Annotated in this window: 11 protein-coding genes; all 11 read right to left on the bottom strand. The window is 53.8% G+C overall.

What is annotated here, in order from left to right; genetic code table 11:
• Nucleotides 1-46: 46 nt before the first annotated feature.
• Nucleotides 47-454, bottom strand: a complete 408-nt coding sequence (locus CW742_RS05205; protein ID WP_292417445.1) for an ATP-binding cassette domain-containing protein — start codon at nt 452-454, stop codon at nt 47-49.
• Nucleotides 451-1,122 (bottom strand): ATP-binding cassette domain-containing protein, encoded by a 672-nt coding sequence (locus tag CW742_RS05200; RefSeq protein ID WP_292417443.1) that lies wholly within the window; start codon nt 1,120-1,122, stop codon nt 451-453. The genes CW742_RS05205 and CW742_RS05200 overlap by 4 nt, the downstream gene beginning before the upstream one ends.
• Entirely contained in the window at nt 1,119-1,628 is a 510-nt protein-coding gene (locus tag CW742_RS05195) for a biotin transporter BioY (protein WP_292417441.1), read from the bottom strand. The genes CW742_RS05200 and CW742_RS05195 overlap by 4 nt, the downstream gene beginning before the upstream one ends.
• Nucleotides 1,629-1,675: 47 nt before the next feature.
• Nucleotides 1,676-2,656 (bottom strand): biotin--[acetyl-CoA-carboxylase] ligase, encoded by a 981-nt coding sequence (locus CW742_RS05190; protein WP_292417438.1) that lies wholly within the window; start codon nt 2,654-2,656, stop codon nt 1,676-1,678.
• 4 nt (nt 2,657-2,660) lie between these two features.
• Nucleotides 2,661-3,083: a DUF2111 domain-containing protein gene (locus CW742_RS05185; RefSeq protein WP_292417435.1), complete on the bottom strand. Its 423-nt coding sequence runs from the start codon at nt 3,081-3,083 to the stop codon at nt 2,661-2,663.
• A 107-nt stretch (nt 3,084-3,190) separates the two neighbouring features.
• Nucleotides 3,191-3,766, bottom strand: a complete 576-nt coding sequence (locus tag CW742_RS05180) for a hypothetical protein (RefSeq protein WP_292417432.1) — start codon at nt 3,764-3,766, stop codon at nt 3,191-3,193.
• On the bottom strand, nt 3,763-5,199 hold the full coding sequence (locus CW742_RS05175; protein ID WP_292417429.1) for an RtcB family protein: 1,437 nt from the start codon (nt 5,197-5,199) through the stop codon (nt 3,763-3,765). The genes CW742_RS05180 and CW742_RS05175 overlap by 4 nt, the downstream gene beginning before the upstream one ends.
• A gap of 21 nt (nt 5,200-5,220) precedes the next feature.
• Nucleotides 5,221-5,628, bottom strand: coding sequence for an archease (locus tag CW742_RS05170; protein ID WP_292417426.1), 408 nt, complete (start codon nt 5,626-5,628; stop codon nt 5,221-5,223).
• Nucleotides 5,628-5,882 carry a hypothetical protein gene (locus CW742_RS05165; RefSeq protein ID WP_292417423.1) on the bottom strand — a complete coding sequence of 85 codons (255 nt, stop codon included), beginning with the start codon at nt 5,880-5,882 and terminating at the stop codon, nt 5,628-5,630. Before CW742_RS05165 ends, CW742_RS05170 begins: the two co-directional genes overlap by 1 nt.
• An 85-nt stretch (nt 5,883-5,967) precedes the next feature.
• Complete coding sequence (locus CW742_RS05160; protein WP_292417420.1) at nt 5,968-6,279, bottom strand: DUF2551 domain-containing protein; 312 nt, start codon at nt 6,277-6,279, stop codon at nt 5,968-5,970.
• The coding region (locus CW742_RS05155) for a hypothetical protein (RefSeq protein WP_292417417.1) at nt 6,276-6,507 on the bottom strand (232 nt) is incomplete at its 5' end. The genes CW742_RS05160 and CW742_RS05155, both read right to left, overlap by 4 nt.

Raw genomic sequence — 6,507 nt, 5'->3', positions numbered from 1 at the left:
CGGCACATGCGCGCTCCTTCTCTGTACAGTCCAGTGAACTGAAGGGCTAATCCAGTACGAGAAGGTCGTACTCCTGTGACAGGACGCAGGCCAGGTGCAGGCGTTTGAGTTCGCCACGGCTCAGTTGCAAGGGAGAGAGAGCAGATTTTCCATCAAGGGATACCTGTTCGAGTACAACACCGGGGTTGAGTCCCCATGAGGCACACTCCTCACTGACCGTTGAACCGGTAACATGGAGCTCCGGGAACTGGAACGAGATCATCGGGTGGATGACTCCCTCCCGTCTGACCGAGCCCGATGTGGGCACAGAGAGTCCGGCGATTATCTGTGCAAGGGTGGTCTTGCCACTGCCGGTATCCCCGCTGATCAGGTGGATGCCTTCAGTGAATGTCCCGTTTGCAGTGATCGACCAGGAATCCCGTGCAACCCCCACTGCATCGAGATCTATTCTCATATCCCGCACTCCCTGGACAGGGGATAAAATGGGGTACCCTGGAGCCGGGCGAACACGTCCCCCGGCATTCCCTCGCAGGCAACACGGCCATTCTCCAGAAATATGACATAATCGCTTTGGATCGCGGATTCGACCTGCTGGGTACACCGGATAACGTACGGTATCCTGCGTTCCTTGACGATCTTCTCGATCTGCCGGGTCCTGCGGCAATCGAGATGCGAATCGCATTCATCGAGCACAAGGATACGGGGTGTGTGTACAAGTGCTGCCGCAAGTGCGACAAGGACCTTTTCTCCTCCCGATAGATTGCATACCGGCCGGTCTCTCAAGGATGATATCCCCATGGAATCGAGGAGTATCTCAGCCATTCTTTCTACCCCCCTGTCAGGAATGTGGCGGAAACGCAGCGAGGATGCGACTTCATCAAGGACCGTGCCAAAAAGGATGTTGCGGTCCGGGAACTCATTTACCCAGCCGATTTCGGTCTTACGGGGATGCACTCCATCAATATGCACAGTGCCGGATTGTGGCAGGGAGATTCCGGCCAGGAGTTTGAGCAGCATTGTTTTTCCGCTGCCATTGGGGCCGATCACCGATGTAGTGCCAGGTGGGATCCGGAGGGAGCTGATGTCCAGGATGGTATGGCGTACACCGGAAAGTTCAATCATTGTAACCGCTCAGCGATGATGTAGACAACAACCGCTTTCAGGATGCCCCCCGGAATGAACGGGAGGACCCCGGCAACGAACGCGGGGAAAAAACCCATTCCGGCAGAGATCATCAGCCATGCCATGCCAAAGAGGAGCGTGACAGCTGTCCCAATTGCAAGGCCCGCAATACGGAAAGGGCGCGACGAATGTTCGTACGCAAGCCCGACAATGAGTGCAGAAACGAGGAACCCCGCGAGATAGCCCCCGGTTGGTCCGAGGAGCACGCCGGGGCCGGACATCCCGTTATGAAATATTGGAAGACCGAGTGTGCCAAGAATAACATATGCTGCTACCGGAAGGACAGCCCTCCGTTTCATCACTGCTCCGGCAAGCAGGACAAAGAGTGTCTGGAGGGTGAACGGGACCGGGATGAAGGGGATCGATATCCAGCTCCCCAGCGCGATGAGCCCGATAAAAACTGCCGAATATGCTAATGCCCGTGAACGTTCGAGATCGCCAAACATCGTCAACCGCTTAGAAAAATGATGGTTGACGATAAAAATATGCCGGGTTATTGGTGATAACAGTCTCCCGCAATGACTCGCTCGAGCTTGCCGTTGGCCTTCTTGATGATCAGGGCGCCGAACTCGTCAATATCAACTGCCTCCCCCTCGAAACTGTTCTTGAGGGTACGGATCTGGACCCGGTTCTCAAGAGTGCAGGAGATGCTCTTCCATTCCCTTATGATCGCATCGTACTCCCCGCTTTCGATCAGGAGAAGATGGTTCTCAAACTCTTTTAACAGGCGCGCGAGAAATGCGGCGCGGTCGACGGTATGCCCGACTTCAGCGCAGATGGACGTGATCTGATCGCGCAGGTCAGGAGCGAAATTGGTGACCGGCACGTTCACATCAATCCCGATGGAGAGGAGGCAGTGGTGCACGACATCTGATTCCGCCGAGAGTTCCAGGAGCAGCCCGGCTACTTTCTTGTTCCCGATGAAGATATCGTTGGGCCATTTGATGAGTGCCCCGAGATTGAACTCTTTTCGTATTGCCCGGGCAACGGCAATGGATCCGGCCATGGTGATCATAAAAATATGATCGATGGGTATCCGGGGTTTCAAGACAATGGTGATCCAGATGCCGCCGCTGGGCGAGACCCATGCCCGGCCCATCCTGCCAACACCGCCGGTCTGTTCCTCTGCGATGATGACAAGACCATTCATCTTGTCCACGTCGCCTTCCGAGCAGAGTTGCTTTCCAACCCAGATGGTGGATGGTGTGTTCTCAAAATATCGCATCTTCTTGCCGATGAACTGCGTCCGGAGTTTTTTGTGGATCTCGTACGGGAGCAGTTTTACGCTGGGCTGGGTTAACCGGTAACCTTCTTTTTGTGACGAGGAAATGTCATATCCCATCATGCGGAGTTCGTTGATGTGTTTCCAGACTGCTGAACGGGTGATCCCAAGCTCGTTGCTAATCGTCTCGCCCGAGAGGGGTTTTTCAGCCCGCTCAAGGATCTCAAGGACTTTGAATGCGGATTCCGGCAAATCATCACCTTCGTGAACTTATCTTCTCAGAGTCAAGCGGGCAGGGGTCTTTGCCGCAGACCTGCTTGAGGATTGCGGACTGGTGCTCCATGAGCGTGGCGAGATCGAAGATACCGGTAATGTCCACAACACCGATAGCCCCGATGGCTTTTCCCTCTCTGTCCCGGATGGGTGTCACCGTAACCGGGACTCCTTTGTATGCACCGCTGGCAGGAGTTGTCCTGATCGTCTCATTTCTGGCAATGGCTTCGACAAGGATTGGGCCATTGTAGGTCCGGTCGATGACCCTGCCGTCTTCGACCCGGATGCCATCACGATCTGAAGATTTTGCCGTGACGGGAAGCCGGTGGATAAGTTCATGGACGGCAAGGACAACGGGTTCCAAATCTTCCGATGCCGCATTGCAGGACAACACGTAGCGGTGCATAATGAATGCCTCACTACTCTGGTCAATCGTTCAGGTTGATGAAGATTGTGGAACAGTGGGAAACGATAGTATGGAAGGGGACTCTGGGGTCTGTCACGGTATCTGCGCTAGAGCGGACTTGTGATACCTACACAACAGAACTTTTTTAAAAATTCGCGTGACGGGAACTCGTGAACACTGGTCACGACAATTCTCCCTTTTCCATACTTATGCTCGATAATGACATCCAATGTCCCTGCGGATCCAACGCAGGTCCCCTCATGTTCCGGAAACGATCCATCGCATTCGATATTCTCTGGATCATACTCTTCGACAAGGGTAGATGCCAGGGAATTTCCGGAACACGAGATCGTCCGCGGGTGGAATTCATGGGAATATTTCAGCCGGAACGGGAGCCAGTCATAGGCATCCGGCTTATTGTCGGCAGCTCCAAAGACAAGAAGGTTCCCGCCATTTTCAACAAACCTGCAGATACGGGAAGATGATGCACGCAATGCCGGCAGGAGGTTTGAATATTTTGCATTACCAAAGCCGGTCGGGACGATCAGGCAGTTGAATGAGCCCCGAAAAAATGGGGCAGCAAGCATATGGGGGGTTACAATCTCGCAGGCAACGCCACAGTCCTCGACAAGCCGGCTGAAATGCTGGGGGGAGTCCCAGAGAAAGCCGGCACGACAGGTCATCCCTTAATCACTCCAATCGGGACGAGACGGGCGACAAGACGGGAAATACCTGCATCGTGCACAACCCTGACCACTTCGTCACTGGGCTTGTATACGTCAGGTGCTTCATCAGCGATGGCGTTTTCGTGAGGTGCTCTCACCAGAATACCTTCCTTTGCAAGGTTTGCTGCCACCTCTTTACCGCTCAGCCGTTTCTTTGCCTGGGAGCGGCTCATGACCCGTCCTGCTCCGTGGCAGGTACTACCAAAGGTCTTCTCCATTGCGGTTGTAGTCCCGCAGAGCACATAGGACGAAGTACCCATGCTGCCGGGAATAATGACCGGCTGGCCGATCGTGGAGAGTTCCAAAGGAAGATCTACCGACCCGGGGCCGAAAGCCCGTGTAGCTCCCTTCCGGTGGACACAGACCTGCATCCGTTTGCCATCAACATGATGTTCTTCAATCTTCGCAACGTTATGGGCTACATCGTAGACAAGGGGCATCTCATCGTACCCGATGCTGAACATCTTTTCCATTACTTCCCTTACTGCATGCGTGATCAACTGGCGGTTGGCCCACGCATAATTCGCTGAAGACGCCATGGCGCTGAAATAGTCCCTCCCTTCAGGTGAACTGATGGGAGCGCAGGCGAGCTGGCGGTCAGGGAGTTTTATCTGGTACTTCTTTGTCGCAGCCTCAAGGAGTTTGAGGTGATCGGTACAGACCTGGTGTCCCAGCCCGCGCGAACCACAATGGATCATACAACAGACCTGTCCTTCCTGGAGGCCAAAAGCCCCGGCAGCAACCGGATCGAAGATCTCGCGGACAACCTGGAGTTCCAGGAAATGGTTGCCGGATCCCAGGGTTCCTCCCTGCGGAATTCCCCGCTGGCGTGCCTTTGCAGATACGGTTTTTATTGAGGCACCTTTCATGCCCCCGGCTTCTTCGCACCGGACAAGATCCCGTTCGTTACCATAACCATTCTCTACCGCCCAGCGTGCGCCTTTTATCATCATCTCGTCAAGAGCATGGGTGGGGAGTTTTTGGGAACTCTTTGCCCCTACTCCCGTGGGGACGACATGGAAGAGTTGATCGATCAGGTCCTTCTTGCGGCTGCTGATATCCTGGAGTGACACCGGGGTGGTAAGGAGCCGTACACCACAATTGATATCGAAACCTACCCCCCCGGGGGAGATAACCCCGTCTTCCAGGGAGAATGCGGCAACACCGCCAATGGGAAACCCGTAGCCCCAGTGAATATCGGGCATTGCAAGTGCATGTTTTACGATTCCGGGCAGGGTCGCAACATTGGCAAGCTGCTGAAGGGCACCCGGCTCAAGGATGCGCCCGAGCGATTCAGAGAGGAAGAACCTCCCGGGTACCCGCATGCCGGGCAGGTATCCGCAAGGGACTTCCCATTCATTTTCCGCGATCCGCACAACCCCGTCAATCATCTCATCGCTCTCCAGGTCCCGTTATACATCAAGTAGGATGTCCAGCATATATCCGTTCGTATCGTGCGAAATTATGAGTCCGGAATAGGATATGCCCTTGACTTCAGTACCCCCTGCATGTCGTAAAGGATCGAATGCTTCGCCATAAAGAATGGCATGCAGCTCATCCCTGCTGATGGTGATGTCGGCATGAGAAAAGACCAGCCCGTCAACCTCGGATATGAACAGGACCTCCGACAGGAAATCCACGAGGAGGGATTCATGGTTGTCGGCATGCAGGGTGAATTCGCGCCGTGTCCCCTCTTTCCGGTCGTTGCCGTACATCACCTGCATCAATGCCTGGAATGCATCGGAGAAAAGGGCTTCAAGGGTGGGTGCACGCGCCTGGATTTTCACGTCAGCTGTATGGGACAGTTCCGTAAAACTCATCAGCGGTCGTACCCGTAAGAATCTTCATCAAAGAACGGGACCATCTCCATCTGGATAGCATTGAGGAATCTTGCCTGGTGGATGGAGACATAGATGGTATGGTTCCCGGCTTTCACCAGAAGATCGGTTTTTTTTGGTGGTTTGATGCGGACCGGCAACAGTACCGGGCCACCGCAGGATGTGCAGATCCGGAAATCTGAGTCCCGCTTATCCATGAATTCGATGACCTCCGGATCAATACTGATGTCGTGCAAATCTGCCCGGCTCTGAGAATACATTATGCTCATAGCATAGGAATGGGAGGGTAAAAACGGTTATGGATCGGAGAAGTGCCTGATTTCAGGCTGAGCTGACAATTCTTGTTACAATGTCAACGTACTTTTCCTTGAGCTCGTAGCTGTTCACTCCATCGGGATTCCGCGTTGCACGCAGGATGCCGATGCGGGAAGCGATGATCCCAACCATTGATGCAATCGCATGAAAGGTGACGGTGAATTGTTTCTGGAGAATGGCCACCAGTTCAGCGATGGTGATCGCTTTGGTCTTTACAAAGAGCCGGAGGACTTCGCGCCGGATCCCGGTCCTGTCGCGGGACAGGTATGACCGGAGCCGGCCCTCAATGACTCTCTTGATCTCGGAAGGAGATCTCATACAACTAGTGTCAATGGTTGCTCTATATATAATTTTTGATTTTGCGCGATTTTAAAACCCCTTTCGCAAATTCCGCCAATTAAAAAAGAAACAAAAATTTTCTGCGCAATCATGAAATCGCCCACCCGCGCGAGCCCGTTTACGCCGGTGATAAAAAGTCCTTTCACCGGGCCGACCTGATAACTATTTAATCGTGCATCAACAGATGAGTAAGACATGGGATTGATC

This window comes from Methanoregula sp., assembly GCF_002835825.1.
Classification (GTDB): domain Archaea; phylum Halobacteriota; class Methanomicrobia; order Methanomicrobiales; family Methanospirillaceae; genus Methanoregula.
The sequence above is the reverse complement of the archived record's forward strand: the minus strand, read 5'-3'. Positions and strand labels throughout refer to the sequence as shown.

Coding starts and splice junctions, on each gene's coding strand:
- CW742_RS05195 (WP_292417441.1), bottom strand. CDS start 1,628: ATGTTTGGCGATCTCGAACGTTCACGGGCATTAGCATATTCGGCAGTT.
- CW742_RS05180 (WP_292417432.1), bottom strand. CDS start 3,766: ATGACCTGTCGTGCCGGCTTTCTCTGGGACTCCCCCCAGCATTTCAGC.
- CW742_RS05205 (WP_292417445.1), bottom strand. CDS start 454: ATGAGAATAGATCTCGATGCAGTGGGGGTTGCACGGGATTCCTGGTCG.
- CW742_RS05170 (WP_292417426.1), bottom strand. CDS start 5,628: ATGAGTTTTACGGAACTGTCCCATACAGCTGACGTGAAAATCCAGGCG.
- CW742_RS05160 (WP_292417420.1), bottom strand. CDS start 6,279: ATGAGATCTCCTTCCGAGATCAAGAGAGTCATTGAGGGCCGGCTCCGG.
- CW742_RS05175 (WP_292417429.1), bottom strand. CDS start 5,199: ATGATTGACGGGGTTGTGCGGATCGCGGAAAATGAATGGGAAGTCCCT.
- CW742_RS05200 (WP_292417443.1), bottom strand. CDS start 1,122: ATGATTGAACTTTCCGGTGTACGCCATACCATCCTGGACATCAGCTCC.
- CW742_RS05185 (WP_292417435.1), bottom strand. CDS start 3,083: ATGCACCGCTACGTGTTGTCCTGCAATGCGGCATCGGAAGATTTGGAA.